Origin of the sequence: Pseudomonas sp. NFACC02, assembly GCF_900110765.1 — a bacterium.
Lineage (GTDB): Bacteria > Pseudomonadota > Gammaproteobacteria > Pseudomonadales > Pseudomonadaceae > Aquipseudomonas.
The window spans coordinates 110822-125567 of sequence record NZ_FOEO01000016.1; the positions used below are offsets into that span (position 1 = coordinate 110822).

At 59.2% G+C, this 14746-nt stretch carries 11 protein-coding genes; 8 read left to right on the top strand and 3 right to left on the bottom strand.

Annotated elements, in window-relative coordinates:
• Positions 1-210 precede the first annotated feature (210 nt).
• From nadE to BMY73_RS15255, 3 genes are all read right to left on the bottom strand, one after another.
• Complete coding sequence (gene nadE, locus BMY73_RS15245; protein ID WP_092408111.1) at positions 211-1038, bottom strand: ammonia-dependent NAD(+) synthetase; 828 nt, start codon at positions 1036-1038, stop codon at positions 211-213.
• A 61-nt stretch (positions 1039-1099) separates the two neighbouring features.
• On the bottom strand, positions 1100-2299 hold the full coding sequence (gene pncB / locus BMY73_RS15250; protein ID WP_062378995.1) for a nicotinate phosphoribosyltransferase: 1200 nt from the start codon (positions 2297-2299) through the stop codon (positions 1100-1102).
• Positions 2300-2679: 380 nt separating this feature from the next.
• Complete coding sequence (locus tag BMY73_RS15255) at positions 2680-3585, bottom strand: LysR family transcriptional regulator (RefSeq protein ID WP_092408113.1); 906 nt, start codon at positions 3583-3585, stop codon at positions 2680-2682.
• A gap of 174 nt (positions 3586-3759) precedes the next feature.
• Between BMY73_RS15255 and BMY73_RS15260 the strand changes: the two genes are divergently transcribed.
• The 8 genes from BMY73_RS15260 to BMY73_RS15300 all read left to right on the top strand — a co-directional run bounded on the left by BMY73_RS15260 (position 3760) and on the right by BMY73_RS15300 (position 14245).
• Positions 3760-5250, top strand: coding sequence for an L-piperidine-6-carboxylate dehydrogenase (locus BMY73_RS15260; RefSeq protein WP_092408115.1), 1491 nt, complete (start codon positions 3760-3762; stop codon positions 5248-5250).
• A gap of 339 nt (positions 5251-5589) precedes the next feature.
• The gene (locus BMY73_RS15265) at positions 5590-6873 is read left to right on the top strand and encodes an L-pipecolate oxidase (RefSeq protein WP_062378966.1); all 1284 of its coding nucleotides are present in this window, start codon (positions 5590-5592) and stop codon (positions 6871-6873) included.
• Between the two features lie 356 nt (positions 6874-7229).
• On the top strand, positions 7230-8363 hold the full coding sequence (locus BMY73_RS15270; RefSeq protein WP_062378964.1) for an ABC transporter substrate-binding protein: 1134 nt from the start codon (positions 7230-7232) through the stop codon (positions 8361-8363).
• Positions 8364-8547: 184 nt separating this feature from the next.
• The gene (locus BMY73_RS15275) at positions 8548-9462 is read left to right on the top strand and encodes an ABC transporter permease subunit (protein ID WP_062378962.1); all 915 of its coding nucleotides are present in this window, start codon (positions 8548-8550) and stop codon (positions 9460-9462) included.
• A gap of 2 nt (positions 9463-9464) precedes the next feature.
• Positions 9465-10760, top strand: coding sequence for a high-affinity branched-chain amino acid ABC transporter permease LivM (gene livM / locus BMY73_RS15280; protein ID WP_062378960.1), 1296 nt, complete (start codon positions 9465-9467; stop codon positions 10758-10760).
• Positions 10760-11635, top strand: coding sequence for an ABC transporter ATP-binding protein (locus BMY73_RS15285; protein ID WP_062378958.1), 876 nt, complete (start codon positions 10760-10762; stop codon positions 11633-11635). Before livM ends, BMY73_RS15285 begins: the two co-directional genes overlap by 1 nt.
• A complete protein-coding gene (locus BMY73_RS15290) occupies positions 11632-12348 on the top strand; it encodes an ABC transporter ATP-binding protein (protein ID WP_062378956.1) in 717 nt (238 codons plus the stop codon). The genes BMY73_RS15285 and BMY73_RS15290 overlap by 4 nt, the downstream gene beginning before the upstream one ends.
• 1123 nt (positions 12349-13471) lie before the next feature.
• Positions 13472-14245, top strand: a complete 774-nt coding sequence (locus BMY73_RS15300) for an SDR family oxidoreductase (RefSeq protein WP_062378954.1) — start codon at positions 13472-13474, stop codon at positions 14243-14245.
• The last annotated feature ends 501 nt before the right edge of the window (positions 14246-14746 follow it).

Sequence of the window (14746 nt, forward strand, 5' to 3'; positions counted from 1 at the left end):
GCGAAAAAAAACGACGGGTTCATTCCTTTTTCTATTGATGCCCTACAGATGCCTGCGCTCGTTCCGACACACCACACATCAACTGTGGGAGCGAGCTTGCTCGCGAAGAGGCCAGTAGATCCGATGCATTTTCGGTGGCTGATCCTCAATGTTCACAAGCAAGCTTGCTCCTACAAGGTTGCATACCGTCATTAATTCCGTAGCAGACCCTTACGGCGCGTAAGGCAGGTCACGCTTGTGCTGGGTTTTGCGGTAGGTGTTGATGATGATGTCGAACGCCTCCTGACGCAAAGGTTGGCCATGCAGGAAGGCATCGATCTCGGCATAGGTCACGCCGTGGGACGCCTCGTCGGGTTTGCCCGGCATCAAATCTTCGAGGTCAGCAGTCGGAATTTTCTCGACCAGATTCTCCGGCGCACCGAAGAAACGCGCGATGGCTCGCACCTGGTTTTTCACCAGACCGCTCAGCGGCGCCAGGTCGCAGGCGCCGTCACCGAACTTGGTGAAAAAGCCCATCACCGCTTCCGCCGCGTGGTCAGTGCCGATCACCAGGCCGCCACGAACGCCCGCGATGGTGTACTGCGCGACCATGCGCGTGCGCGCTTTGACGTTGCCTTTAACGAAATCCACAGCCGCGTCGGACTGGCCTTCGAAGGCCTTCACCTGCTCGACCAGCGCCTTGACGGAGGGCGCAATGTCCACCGTGTGACGCTCGTCCGGGTTGATGAAGTCCACCGAGGCAGTGGCTTCATGCTCGTCGTGCTGAATGTGATACGGCAGGCGCACGGCGATGAACTGATAGGCGGTGTCACCGGTGCTTTCACGCAGTTCCTTCACCGCGCGTTGCGCCATCAGGCCGGCGGTCAGCGAGTCGACGCCGCCACTGATGCCCAGCACCAGCACTTTCAGGCGGGCGTTCTGCAGACAGTCCTTGATGAACTGGACGCGGCGCGTGACTTCGGCATCAAGTTCACCCTGATTGGCGAACGGGGCCTGGACCTTGAGCGCCTTGGCGATCTCGAGCTGTACGGCTTGCATGATTGACTCCTTATGCAGAAGAAGAAAATAGGCATTAAAAAGTGTGCGACGGGTGCTCGAGTCAGGTTGGCACCTTGAATACGTGGCGCAGATAGGACACGAACTCGGGGTCCTTGCACTGCGTCTTGCCGGGTTCGTCGGAAATTTTCGCGACGGGCTGGCCGGCACAGGCGGTCATTTTAAGCACGATACTCATGGGCTCGACGCCCGGCACATCAGCGGTCAGGTTGGTGCCAATGCCGAAGCTGACATTGATCCGACCGCGCAATGCGCGAAATATTTCCAGCGCTTTGGGCAGGTTCAGCCCATCGGAAAACACCAGGGTTTTGGTCATCGGATCGATGCCGAGCTTCTGGTAGTGCCCGATGCATTTCTCGGCCCATTGCACAGGATCGCCCGAGTCGTGGCGCAAGCCGTCGAAAAGCTTGGCGAAGAACAGGTCGAAATCGCCCAGGAAGGCATCGGTGGTGATGCAGTCCGTCAGCGCAATGCCGAGCAGGCCGCGGTATTCACGCACCCAGCAATCGAGCGCGGCGATCTGGCTGTCGATCAGGCGCGGGCCCAGTTGCTGGTGCGCCATGATCCATTCGTGGGCCATGGTGCCGAGTGGCTTGAGGTCGAATTTGCGAGCCAGGTGCACGTTGCTGGTGCCCACGAACTGACCGGGGAAGTCTTTCTTCAAAACCGATACGACATCTTCCTGCACTGCGTAGGAAAAACGCCGGCGGGTGCCGAAATCAGCCACCTTCAGTTCCGCCAGTTCGTCGGGCGTGGCAGCGCCGGTCAGCCAGTCGAACTTGCGATACAACTGATCGCGGGCTTGAACCAGCAGGGTATCGGGGTTGCGGTTTCGATTGCGCACCTCGCTGACGATGGCGAGGATCGGTACCTCAAACAGGATCACGTGCAGCCACGGGCCGGCGAGGCGGATGGTCAGTTCGTTGTTCTCGATGCTGGTCTGCACGTAACGGAGGTTGAAGCGGAACAGGCCGAGGAAACGCAGGAAATCCGGCTTCATGAAGTTGATGCGCTCCAGAAAGCCGGTTTCTTCGATGCTCAGGGACAGATCGCAGAGCTGCTCGATCTGTTGGCGAATGTCCTTCAGATAAGGCCGCAGATCTTCACTGTTACGGCAGCGAAACTCCCATTCAACGTCGACGTTGGGGTAGTTGTGCAGCACAGCCTGCATCATGCTCAGCTTGTAGAGGTCGGTATCGAGCAGGTTCTGCACGATCCGGTCCGCGAAAGCGCTCTCACTCATTGTGTCGCTCCAGCCAGCAGCGGCCGCCAGGGTGCGGCCCATGGAATTCAAGTCGGTGTCGCATACAACCTTGTGGGAGCGCCTGATGTTGGCTTCAGGCCACTACGTCCGGTCTGTTATTGACGATGACCGACATAATGCCAGCCGAGAGCGGGTTGGGGCAGAAATGTTTGGTTGTGTGATTTTCCTATAGGAGCGTGGCTTGTCCCGCGATCTGCTGCGTAGCGGCAGTAAAACCGGGAAATGAGATGTTCCTGATACGCCAGGGTCGCATGGGTTTGCTGCCGGTTCCCGGCAGATCGCGGGACAAGCCACGCTCCTACAGATGTCAGCATGCCAGATGTCAGCATGCCAGGTGCCAGGTGCCAGGTGAACGGGCCTTACTGCGGCGTTGGCGTGTCCAGTTGCTCCAGCATCCACTCCACGAATACGCGGATCTTCGGTACCTCGGCCGCGTGCTCCGGGTACGCCAGGTAGTAGGCATCGCGGCTGGGCAGTGCATGCGGCCAGGGAATGATCAGCTTGCCGTCCGCCAACTCCTCCTCGACCAGAAACCGCGGCAACAGCGCAACGCCGCAACCGACCTGTGCTGCGCGGATGCACATGTAGAACGTCTCGAAACGCGGGCCGTGGTAGCTGTGTTCGGTCTGATAACCCTGATCTTCGAACCATTCATGCCAGGCTTGAGGACGATGGGCGTTCTGCAGCAAGACCAGATCCGCCAACTGCGTCGGATCGGTGAAGGGCTTGTCGGGCAGGCTGGCGGGCGCGCAGACCGGGATCAGTTCCTCGCTGAACAGCTTCACGCTTTCTGCACCGGGGCGCGCGCCCTGTCCGAAATAGAACGACATGTCGCAGCGGCTCTGGGCCAGATCGTCGCTTTCCTGTTCGTTGACCAGGTCCAGATGAATGTGCGGATGACGCAGGCGCCAGCCTTTGAGCCGGGGGACCAGCCAGCGTGCGCCGAACGTCGATGGTGTGGACACACGCAGAACCTCGGTTTCGCCGCCGTAAGAGCGCAGAAAGTGCGTGGACATCTCCATCTGCGTGAGCACCTTGCGCACTTCCGCCAGGTACAGCGCGCCGGCGGGCGTCAGCTGCAGGCGTCGACGCACGCGTCTGAACAACAGGTGCTGGACCAGTTCTTCGAGTTGCGCCACTTGCTTGCTGACCGCACTTTGCGTGAGGTTCAGCTCTTCGGCGGCGCGGGTGAAACTCAGGTGCCGGGTCACCGCTTCGAAACATTGCAGCGCCGTGACGGAAGGCAGGTGGCGTTTGTTCAGCATATTCAGGCCTGTTAAGCATCAGCATGAAAAAACGGAATGATATCTCGCTTAAACGTCGTTTGTTGGACTGACTGAGTCCGGCTATTACTAGAGCCTGACGCTAGCCCCCATGCCCGCACGCAATCCCGGCATTCCGCATTCGTGTTTACGGCTCAACTGAATCCAGGAGAAACCATGCTTAACGATCTTCTATCCCGCCTCGGTGTCGACCCTGCCCTCCATCAGAAAGGCGACAAGCCTGTTCACACGCCGATCGATGGCAGCCAGGTCGCTTCGGTGAGTTGGGAAGGTGCCGCTGAAGTCGAGCAGCGCATCACCCGTGCCGAGCACGCGTTCGATGCCTGGCGCAAGGTCCCTGCGCCTCGCCGCGGTGAGTTGATTCGTCTGTTCGGTGAAGCCCTGCGCAAACACAAGGCCGATCTGGGCGAGCTGGTTTCCTGGGAGGCCGGCAAAATCACTCAGGAAGGTCTGGGTGAAGTGCAGGAAATGATCGACATCTGCGACTTCGCGGTGGGCCTGTCTCGTCAGATGTATGGCCTGACCATCGCCTCCGAGCGTCCGGGTCACCACATGCGCGAAACCTGGCACCCGCTGGGTGTGGTTGGCGTGATCAGCGCGTTCAACTTCCCGGTGGCTGTCTGGTCGTGGAACACCGCGCTGGCGCTGGTGTGTGGTAACTCGGTGATCTGGAAACCATCGGAAAAGACGCCGCTGACTGCACTGGCCTGCCAGGCGTTGTTCGATCGCGTTGCCGCAGAGTTTCCTGACGCGCCGCAGTTTCTGGCGCAGTGCATCGTCGGGGGACGTGAGGCCGGCGAAGCGCTGGTGGATGACGCCCGTGTTGCGCTGATCAGCGCCACCGGCAGCACGCGCATGGGCCGCGAAGTCGCGCCGAAGATTGCAGCGCGTTTCGCACGCAGCATTCTGGAGCTGGGCGGCAATAACGCCATGATCCTGACCCCGAGCGCCGACCTGGACCTGGCGGTGCGCGCCGTTCTGTTCAGCGCCGTGGGCACGGCGGGTCAGCGTTGCACCACGCTGCGTCGTCTGATTGCGCATAAGTCGGTCAAGGCCGAGTTCGTCGAGCGCCTGAAAGCGGCCTACGCCAAGGTTCGCATCGGACATCCGTTGGAAGGCAATCTGGTCGGTCCGCTGATCGACAAGCAAAGCTTCGAAAACATGCAGGAAGCGCTGGAGCAAGCCTTGAGCGAAGGCGGCAAGGTGTTCGGCGGCAAGCGACAGTTGCAAGACCAGTTCCCGAACGCTTACTACGTCTCGCCGGCCATCGTTGAAATGCCGGAGCAGAGCGACGTGGTGCGCAATGAAACCTTCGCACCGATCCTGTACGTGATCGGTTATGAAGATTTCAACGAAGCCGTGCGCCTGAACAATGACGTGCCACAAGGCCTGTCTTCATGCATCTTCACCACCGACGTACGTGAGGCCGAGCAGTTCATTTCTGCGCTGGGCAGTGACTGTGGCATCGCCAACGTCAACATTGGCCCGAGTGGTGCAGAGATCGGTGGCGCGTTTGGTGGCGAGAAAGAAACCGGGGGCGGTCGTGAGTCCGGTTCGGATGCGTGGAAAGGCTACATGCGTCGCCAGACGGCAACCGTGAACTACTCCCGCGAGTTGCCGTTGGCGCAGGGGATTACGTTTGATTGATTGAATCGCGGTCAGCAGAGCTACCGCGTTGACCCTGTTCGCGAGCAAGCTCGCTCCCACAGGAACTGTGAACACCTTTCGGACGTGTCCACCCGGTGGGAGCGAGCTTGCTCGCGAAGGCGTCAGAACGAACGACATCAGTATCCGGGTTTTGAATCACCGTTTGATGATCGGTAATGGTTTGGCTGTGCCTCTTTGATGATCGTGCCCACGCTCTGCGGGGGCATGGCTTGATGGACGCTCTGCGTCCGTTTTTGTATGACGCAGAGCGTCATGAACTGCGTTCCCACGCGGAGCATGGGAACGATCGGTATACGTGTCCCTTTCCGAGGTTTTGCGATGCCGCTACGCGAAGAATGTCTATGGGAAACGCTGACGCCGCAGAGGCCTGAGGCGCCAGCGTTGAAGGGGGAGGTGACCGTCGATGTGTGCGTGATCGGCGCAGGCATCACGGGGTTGTCAGCGGCGATTCATCTGCTTGAACAAGGCAAGACAGTCGCCGTCGTCGAGGCTCATCGTACCGGGCAGGGTGGCTCGGGGCGTAATGTGGGGCTGGTCAACGCCGGGCTGTGGATTCCGCCTGACGAAATCGAAGCCGGTTTCGGCGAGAAAGTCGGCAGCCAGCTCAACACCATGCTCGGTAATGCCCCTTCGCTGGTGTTCAGCCTGATCGAAAAGTACGGCATCGACTGTCAGGCGACCCGTAAGGGAACACTGCACATGGCGCACAATGCCAAGGGCGAAATTGACCTCCGCAGCCGCGAAGAGCAATGGAAGCGTCGCGGTGCGCCGATTGAGTTGCTCACCGGCAAGGCCTGTCAGGAAGCGACCGGTACGAAAGAAATCACGGCCGCCTTGCTTGACCATCGTGCCGGCACGATCAACCCGATGGCCTACACCAGCGGTCTTGCAGAAGCCGCATCCGGGCTCGGGGGGCAGCGTTTCGACCACTCGCCGGTCAGGCGCCTGGAACGTCAGGGGCAGCGCTGGTGTGTCATCACCGAAAACGGGTCGGTGGTCGCCGATCAGGTCGTGATCGCCTCTAACGCCTACACCGAAGGTGAATGGACCGAACTGCGTCGAAACTTTTTCCCCGGTTATTACTATCAGGTTGCCTCCGCGCCGCTGACCGAAGACGCTGCGCAGCAGATCCTGCCAGGCGGTCAAGGCTCGTGGGACACCCGTCAGGTGCTGAGCAGCATTCGTCGCGATGCGGACGGCCGCCTGTTACTGGGCAGTCTGGGTAACGGCAATCAAAAGCCGATCTGGTTCCTCAAGGCGTGGGCCGATCGTGTTCAACAGCACTATTTCCCATACCTGAAAAAGGTTGATTGGGAGTGCACGTGGACCGGTTGTATCGCGTTCACGCCCGATCATCTGCTGCGCATGTTCGAGCCTGCACCAGGATTGGTCGCGGTAACCGGTTATAACGGCCGCGGAAATACCACCGGCACGGTTGTCGGTAAGGCGTTCGCCGATTACCTGTGCACCGGCGATGCATCCGTTCTGCCGATTCCTTTCGCCAGCATGCAGCCGCTCTCGGCCATCGGTTTACGCAGCTCTTTATATGAGGCTGGCTTTTCGCTATATCATGCCGGGCAATGTCTCAGGGTCGTGATCTGAGACGAAATACCTGTCATGACGAGGCGCTTTTTCGCGCGTCCACTCACCTGAAATGGTGCGTCCCGTAGCGACCTCGCACCGCCGGTGTGCAGATCGGTGACGCACCCTGTAACAACAGGGTTGTACAGGTCAGGTTGGCAGGGTTGCGAGGTTTGGTCGTCAGGGTTGCTCTTTATAAGTCGCAGGGTTGCACCTTGCGCGGTTTAGACGGTTGCACGCCCTGTAAAAAAGGGCCGGAAACAGTCGAATAACAACAAGACCACGACTTTTTCCAGAATAAAAAACCGATGGCACGCCACTTGCTCACAGCAACTCCGTGGTCGCAGTGCTAATTAAAAACCTAGGAGCACCAACTCATGTCGCAGACGTTTTACAGGAAAGGCTTTCTGGCACTCGCAGTCGCTACTGCAATGGGTGCGGCTACTTTTGCGCAGGCTGACATCAAGATCGGCGTTGCAGGCCCAATGACAGGTGCCAACGCCTCGTTCGGCGAGCAATACATGAAAGGCGCTCAAGCAGCAGCCGATGCCATCAATGCTGCGGGCGGTGTCAACGGGGAAAAAATCGCTCTGACCGCTTATGACGACGCCTGCGAGCCAAAACAGGCTGTGGCAGTGGCCAACAAGGCTGCATCGGACAAGGTTGCCGGCGTAGTCGGTCACTTCTGCTCGTCTTCGACCATTCCGGCATCGGAAGTCTATGACGAAGCCGGCATCATCGCGATCACCCCGGGTTCCACCAACCCGCAAGTCACCGAGCGCGGCCTGAGTGCGATGTTCCGTATGTGCGGCCGTGACGACCAGCAAGGTGTCGTCGCTGGCGACTACATCGTCGACGTGCTCAAAGCCAAGAAAGTCGCGGTCATCAACGACAAGGACACCTATGGCAAAGGCCTGGCTGACGCCACTGCCAAGCAGTTGACCGCTCGCGGTGTGAAGCCTGTGCTGGAAGAAGGTCTGACCCGTGGCGAGAAAGATTTCAGCGCCCTGGTCACCAAAATCCGCTCCACTGGCGCTGACGTCGTTTACTTCGGCGGCTTACACCCGGAAGCTGGCCCACTCGTTCGCCAACTGCGTGAGCAAGGCCTGAAAGACGTCAAGTTCATGTCCGACGACGGCATCGTGACCGACGAGCTGGTGACCACCGCAGGCGGCCCTCAGTATGTCGATGGCGTGTACATGACCTTCGGCGCTGACCCTCGCATGCTGCCGGACAGCAAGGCGGTGGTCGAGCAGTTCCGCAAGTCCGGTTACGAGCCTGAAGGCTACACCCTGTACGCCTACGCTTCGGTTCAGGCCCTGGCCGCTGGCTTCAACGGCGCCAAGTCCAACAAAGGCGACGACGCTGCCAAGTGGCTCAAATCCCACCCTGTCAAAACAGTCATGGGCGAAAAAGCCTGGGACAGCAAAGGCGACCTGAAGGTCTCCGACTACGTGGTTTACCAGTGGGACAAGGACGGCAAATATCACCAGCTCGAAAAGCAGAAGTGAGTTGAGCTCCTAGTCGAGTCGGCCGTTTCGCGAGCTTGGAACCTCGGAACGGCCTGACCCGGTAATCGGTGCCGCCTTGTGCGGCGCCGGATTCTTCTGTTGCCACCGTGTGCGTCCCGCTATCTCTCACGAGGAGGTACCCGGTACGCGCCAAGCTGGCCCTTCAAGTTCGTGAGCGTGCGTGATGGATGGTATTTTCCTGCAGCAAATGGTCAACGGCCTGACCCTCGGTTCGGTTTACGGCCTTATCGCCATCGGATACACGATGGTGTACGGCATCATCGGCATGATCAACTTCGCCCATGGCGACGTGTACATGATTTCCGCCTACCTTGCAGCGATCGGCCTGGCCGTGCTGTCCTTCTTCGGTATCGAGTCGTTTCCTTTTCTGATTCTCGGCACGCTGATCTTCACCATCGTGGTGACCGGTGTGTACGGGTTCGTCATCGAGCGCGTGGCCTACAAACCGCTGCGTAACTCGACCCGTCTGGCACCGCTGATCAGTGCCATCGGTATTTCCCTGATCCTCCAGAACTACGCCCAGATCGCCCAGGGCCCGCGCCAGCAAGGCGTTCCGACCCTGCTCGAAGGCGCCATGCGCTTCAATGTCGGCAGTGGTTTCGTACAGATCACCTACACCAAAATCTTCATCCTGATTGCCGCGTTCATCGGCATGGGCGTGCTGACCTACATCATCAAGTACACCAAGCTCGGTCGCATGTGCCGCGCGACGCAACAGGACCGCAAGATGGCGTCGATCCTGGGCATCAACACTGACCGGATCATTTCCTACGTATTCGTCATCGGTGCAGCCATGGCGGCCTTGGCCGGCGTGCTGATCACCATGAACTACGGCACCTTCGACTTCTTCGCCGGATTCGTGATTGGGATCAAGGCCTTCACTGCAGCGGTACTCGGTGGTATCGGTTCGTTGCCGGGCGCGATGCTCGGTGGATTGATCCTGGGGGTTGCCGAGTCGCAATTCTCCGGTCTGATCAATTCCGACTACAAAGACGTGTTCAGTTTCGGCCTGCTGGTAGTGATTCTGATCTTCCGTCCTCAAGGCCTGCTGGGTCGCCCACTCGTGGCGAAGGTGTAACCATGTCTGCTCCCGTCAAACCCATCGATATCAAACAAAGCCTGATCGACGCCGTCGTGGCCGGTCTGCTGGCGCTCATCGTGTTCGGCCCGATCGTCGGCATCGTGCTCGACGGTTACGGCTTCAACATGCAACCGGGGCGTGTGGCCGTCCTGGTCGGCATCGTCGTCGTTGGACGCTTCTTCATGAGCCTGTTCCTGCAGACGCCTAAGGGCCTGGCCATCGCGCAGAGCTTCGAAAGTTCGGGTTCCGGTGTGCACGTGCTGCCACCGGGTTACAAAACCCGCCTGCGTTTCATCATTCCGCTGATGATCCTGATCGCCGTGATCTTCCCGGTGTTCGCCGATAAATACGTACTGACCGTGGTCATCCTCGGTCTGATCTACGTATTGCTGGGCCTGGGTCTGAACATTGTGGTCGGTCTGGCCGGTCTGCTCGACCTGGGTTACGTGGCGTTCTATGCCATTGGCGCCTACGGCCTGGCGCTGGGTTACCAGTATCTGGGACTGGGGTTCTGGTCGGCATTGCCGCTGGCGGCCATTGCAGCGGCGTTTGCCGGTTGCATCCTGGGCTTTCCGGTCCTGCGCATGCACGGCGACTATCTGGCCATCGTGACCCTGGGCTTCGGTGAGATCATTCGTCTGGTGCTGAACAACTGGCTGTCGTTCACCGGCGGCCCGAACGGTGTGCCCGTGCCTTCGCCAACCTTCTTCGGGCTGGAGTTCGGGCGTCGGGCCAAAGACGGCGGAATTCCGATCCACGAATACTTCGGCTTCGAATACAACCCGGATCTGAAATTCATCTTCATCTATGCCGTGCTGTTCCTGGTCGTGCTGGCCGTGCTGTACGTCAAGCACCGTCTGACCCGCATGCCGGTCGGCCGCGCATGGGAAGCCCTGCGTGAAGACGAGATCGCCTGCCGCTCCATGGGCCTGAACCACGTGCTGGTCAAGCTCTCGGCGTTCACCATCGGTGCCTCGACGGCCGGTCTGGCCGGTGTGTTCTTCGCCAGCTATCAAGGTTTCGTCAACCCGACCTCGTTCACTTTCTTCGAGTCGGCGCTGATCCTCGCCATCGTCGTGCTCGGCGGGATGGGCTCTACCGTTGGTGTGGTGATCGCCGCATTCGTGCTGACCGTTGCGCCCGAGATGCTGCGCAGCTTCGCCGAGTACCGCGTGTTGCTGTTCGGCATCCTGATGGTGTTGATGATGATCTGGCGCCCACGTGGCCTGATCCGTATCAGCCGTACCGGCGTGCAACCCCGCAAAGGTGTGCTGGCTAAAGTGGAGGGTGCGTGATGAGCGACGAAATCGTTCTTTCCGTCGAGAACCTGATGATGCACTTCGGTGGCATCAAAGCCCTCAGCGACGTCAGTCTGGAGGTGCGCCGCAACTCGATCTTCGCCTTGATCGGCCCGAACGGCGCCGGCAAGACCACCGTGTTCAACTGCCTGACCGGTTTCTACAAAGCCACCGGCGGACGTATCGAACTCAACGCACGGGGCAAGAAGACCAACGTCATCCAGCTGCTTGGCGAGCAATTCCGCGCCAGCGACTTCGCGTCGCCCAAGCGCTTCGGCAGTCGCCTGTTCTACAAGATGTTCGGCGGCACGCATCTGGTGAACCGCGCAGGTTTGGCGCGTACCTTCCAGAACATCCGTCTGTTCAAGGAAATGTCGGTCGTCGAGAACTTGCTGGTGGCCCAGCACATGTGGGTCAACCGCAACATGATTGCCGGCATCCTCAACACCAAGGGCTACCGCAAAGCCGAAGAAGACGCCATGAACACGGCCTTCTACTGGCTCGAAGTGGTCGATCTGGTGGACTGCGCCAACCGTCTGGCCGGTGAGCTTTCCTACGGTCAGCAGCGTCGCCTGGAAATTGCCCGCGCCATGTGCACGCGCCCGCAGGTGATTTGCCTGGACGAACCGGCCGCAGGCCTCAACCCACAGGAAACCGAAGCGCTGAGTGGCATGATTCGCCATCTGCGTGACGACCACGACATGACAATCGTGCTGATCGAGCATGACATGGGCATGGTCATGGGCATTTCCGACGATATCGTCGTGCTCGACCACGGCAACGTGATCGCCAAGGGCAAGCCGGAGCAGATCCGCAACGATCCAAAAGTGATCGCGGCGTATCTGGGTGCTGATGAAGAGGAGTTGGTATGAGTAAGCCGATCCTCGAACTGAAAGAGATCGACGTGTACTACGGGCCGATTCAGGCCCTGAAAAAAGTGTCGCTGCACATTGATGAAGGCGAAACCGTCAGCCTGATCGGCTCCAACGGCGCGGGCAAGTCCACGTTGCTGATGTCGATCTTCGGTCAGCCGCGTGCCGCCAGCGGGCAGATCATCTATCAGGGCACCGACATCACGCACAAGTCGTCGCACTACATTGCATCCAACGGCATCGCGCAGTCGCCGGAAGGTCGTCGTGTGTTCCCCGACATGTCGGTGGAAGAGAACCTGATGATGGGCACGATTCCGATTGGGGACAAGTATGCAAGCGAGGACATGCAGCGCATGTTCGAGCTGTTTCCGCGCCTCAAGGAGCGTCGCAATCAGCGTGCAATGACGATGTCTGGGGGGGAGCAGCAGATGCTGGCAATCGCTCGTGCGCTGATGAGCCGCCCGAAATTGTTGTTGCTGGACGAGCCCAGTCTTGGGCTGGCGCCGATCATCGTGAAGCAGATTTTCTCGACGTTGCGCGAGCTGGCGCAGACAGGGATGACCATCTTCCTGGTCGAGCAGAACGCGAACCACGCCTTGAAGCTGTCGGACCGCGCCTATGTGATGGTGAACGGTGAGATTCGGCTTACGGGCACCGGGAAGGAGTTGCTGACCAACGAGGAAGTCAGGAACGCTTACCTCGGCGGTCATTAAGTTCCTTCGTGGTCTCGTAGCAGCAGACGCCCTGGATGGAGACATCTCGGGCGTTTTTGTTTGGGGCCCGGATGGGCGCTGATTTCGGATGTATGTCCATTGTCTCGGGAGGCGCGAGTTCACCTTTTCGCCCCTCGGCGACTCACTTTCGAAAAGCGCGAAAGTAAGCAAAGCGCTCTTGCTCCTGGCTTGGCCCGACTTCGTCGGGTTCCCTCAGCTCCGGCGATGCTCCGTGGGCCCGCCGCCATCCGCCATCCATGGCGGGGGGCGGCTCTCGCGGCATCCATGCCACTCGGCCCACGGAGCACCGCCTGCGTTCGGCCTGCGCCCAAGTCGCGATTTGTGTCGCCTGATCCGTCGCGTTCGAAGATCAAAGCCAAGCAAGAGCCGTACTACTACAGACAAAACGCCGATTGTGGAAAACAATTTTGAAGTGCTGCCAAAACGCGACATATAGCCGCTGCAAACGGTTGTTTTGTCACGGTTTTGACTTGTTCAGTTTTACTGTGGAGGTGGCTGTGAATAACTTGGTGGCAGTTGGCTACAGCCCTTTATTTACGTGGCTTCCAGAGTGCTGGTCAAATAGTGATCAGGCAGTTCGGCCGATATTTTTAGTGAGTTTGTCAACGCTTTGAGAGCTGGTTTTTTATACAGTCAAGTGGGCGGGTAAGCCTGTGGATAACTCTGTGCGCAACCCTTGGAAAGAGTGCCGCAGATAGCGCAATCTCTGGGGTGTGGCCAGAAAAACTGTCCATCCGAGCAGGTCGGAGCGGAATTTCGGTACAGATACGTTTCAGTTGGTCAAGTAAAAATGCCGTTTGATTTGTGCACAGCCCTTGTATGACGCGGGTTGTGGGTTTTGAGTTGCCCCCAGAGATTGTGAGTCTGGCTGTGGATAAGGTGGGCAAAAGTGGCTACAGGCCAGAGATCGTAAGGCTCCGTCTGCGTTGTACGTTTTTTGTACAGAAACAGCACCGTGCGTGGGTTGTACGATGATCTTTATCGCAGGCTTGATCCCGACCCGTCCGCGCGGGCATTCTCCAGAACTTTCCTACACGCAACGCAGGTTGCGTCCACTCGATGCTTATCTGATAAGCCCGCAACCCTCAGTCAGGAGAACGACATGACATCTACCGTGTTCATAACCGGGGCCACCTCCGGGTTTGGCGAAGCCTGCGCACGCCGTTTCGCGCAGGCGGGCTGGTCGCTGGTGCTGACCGGTCGCCGTGAAGACCGTCTGCAGGCCCTGAGCGCCGAACTGTCGAAGCAGACCCAGGTTCACACCCTGACGCTGGACGTGCGTGATCGCGCGGCCATGCAGAAGGCCATCGAGGGGCTGCCGGCAGAGTTCGCCAAAATTCGTGGCCTGATCAACAACGCCGGCCTGGCGCTGGGGATCGATCCGGCACCCAAGTGCGATCTGGACGACTGGGACACCATGATCGACACCAACGTCAAAGGGCTGGTTTACACAACGCGTCTGCTGCTCTCGCGCCTGATCGCCTACGGACGCGGCGCCAGCATCGTCAACCTGGGCTCGGTCGCGGGCAATTATCCGTATCCGGGCGGTAACGTGTATGGCGGCACCAAGGCGTTTGTCGGTCAGTTCTCGCTGAACCTGCGCAACGATCTGGTCGGCACTGGCGTGCGCGTGACAAACCTTGAACCGGGCCTGTGCGAAAGCGAGTTCTCCCTGGTGCGTTTTGGCGGTGATCAGGCCAAGTACGACGCCACCTACGCGGGCGCCGAGCCGATCCAGCCGCAGGACATTGCCGAGACGATTTTCTGGATCATGAACACCCCGGCGCACGTTAACGTGAACAACCTCGAACTGATGCCCGTGAGCCAGACCTGGGCGGGTTTTGCGATTGATCGCAGTCGGGGTGAGTCGAAGTAGCTTTAGCGGCTCAGCACACTGGGGACTGTAGGAGATTCTATGGTTCTCGGACCGGTGGTGTCAGTCCGGTTTTGAGAGTCGCAACTCCTGACAGCATGCGCCACCCGGATGACGCAGAGCGTCATTGAATGTGTTACCACGCGGAGCGTCGTAACAATCAGCTTGCTCGCGATGGGGTGAGCCAGTTTCATCAAAGGTGAATGACAAACCGCATTCGTCAGCAAGCTGACTCCCACAGGTTCTATGTTTATTCAACGATTGAGGCGTTGAATCTAAACAGCGCAAAGCGCGCTATGGCTTTTGATCTTCATACCGCAGCAGGCCAGACACCACAAAGCGCGACTTGGGTGCAGGCCAAACGCAGACGACGCGCAGTGGGCCGAGCGGCATGGATGCCGCGAGAGCGCCGTCAGGACATGGATGTCCGTTCGGCGCGGGTCCACGGAGCGTCGTCGGAGTGCGGGTACCCGACGCAGGAGGGCCAAGCCAGGAGCCAGACAC

Excerpts from the sequence above, each read along its gene's own strand:
- nadE (WP_092408111.1), bottom strand. The coding sequence starts at position 1,038 with ATGCAAGCCGTACAGCTCGAGATCGCCAAGGCGCTCAAGGTCCAGGCC.
- pncB (WP_062378995.1), bottom strand. The coding sequence starts at position 2,299 with ATGAGTGAGAGCGCTTTCGCGGACCGGATCGTGCAGAACCTGCTCGAT.
- BMY73_RS15255 (WP_092408113.1), bottom strand. The coding sequence starts at position 3,585 with ATGCTGAACAAACGCCACCTGCCTTCCGTCACGGCGCTGCAATGTTTC.
- BMY73_RS15260 (WP_092408115.1), top strand. The coding sequence starts at position 3,760 with ATGCTTAACGATCTTCTATCCCGCCTCGGTGTCGACCCTGCCCTCCAT.
- BMY73_RS15265 (WP_062378966.1), top strand. The coding sequence starts at position 5,590 with ATGCCGCTACGCGAAGAATGTCTATGGGAAACGCTGACGCCGCAGAGG.
- BMY73_RS15270 (WP_062378964.1), top strand. The coding sequence starts at position 7,230 with ATGTCGCAGACGTTTTACAGGAAAGGCTTTCTGGCACTCGCAGTCGCT.
- BMY73_RS15275 (WP_062378962.1), top strand. The coding sequence starts at position 8,548 with ATGGATGGTATTTTCCTGCAGCAAATGGTCAACGGCCTGACCCTCGGT.
- livM (WP_062378960.1), top strand. The coding sequence starts at position 9,465 with ATGTCTGCTCCCGTCAAACCCATCGATATCAAACAAAGCCTGATCGAC.
- BMY73_RS15285 (WP_062378958.1), top strand. The coding sequence starts at position 10,760 with ATGAGCGACGAAATCGTTCTTTCCGTCGAGAACCTGATGATGCACTTC.
- BMY73_RS15290 (WP_062378956.1), top strand. The coding sequence starts at position 11,632 with ATGAGTAAGCCGATCCTCGAACTGAAAGAGATCGACGTGTACTACGGG.
- BMY73_RS15300 (WP_062378954.1), top strand. The coding sequence starts at position 13,472 with ATGACATCTACCGTGTTCATAACCGGGGCCACCTCCGGGTTTGGCGAA.